This window comes from Cryobacterium sp. 10I1, assembly GCF_035019805.1.
Lineage (GTDB): Bacteria > Actinomycetota > Actinomycetes > Actinomycetales > Microbacteriaceae > Cryobacterium > Cryobacterium glucosi.
The window spans coordinates 1-263 of the sequence record NZ_JASJVF010000658.1 but is presented as its reverse complement, the minus strand read 5'-3'; the positions used below and the strand labels follow the sequence as shown (position 1 = coordinate 263).

General features: G+C 73.0%; 1 protein-coding gene. It reads right to left on the bottom strand.

The annotated features are described in order from the left end of the window. Positions 1-263 (bottom strand): S8 family serine peptidase (locus QN345_RS20215; RefSeq protein ID WP_323509264.1); only part of this gene is annotated, 263 nt, incomplete at both ends.

The following is a 263-nucleotide window of genomic DNA, read 5'->3' as shown; positions in this document are numbered from 1 at the left end:
ACACCGCGAGAATGGACGCCTCGGGTGCCACGCCGATGACTCCTGTCCCGTCCGCGGAACCGCGGCCAGCCATCAGGGAGGCGACCAGGGTGCCGTGCTCGCTGCCGTCCCCCACGGGGGTCTGGCCGTTACTCGAGCCCAGGCCCGAGACATCCGTGCCACCGACGACGGCGCCGGCGAGTTCGGGGACGCTCGTGCTCACCCCGGTGTCGATCACGGCGACCGTCACGCCGGCGCCCTTGGTCGTCGCCCAGGCCTGCGTG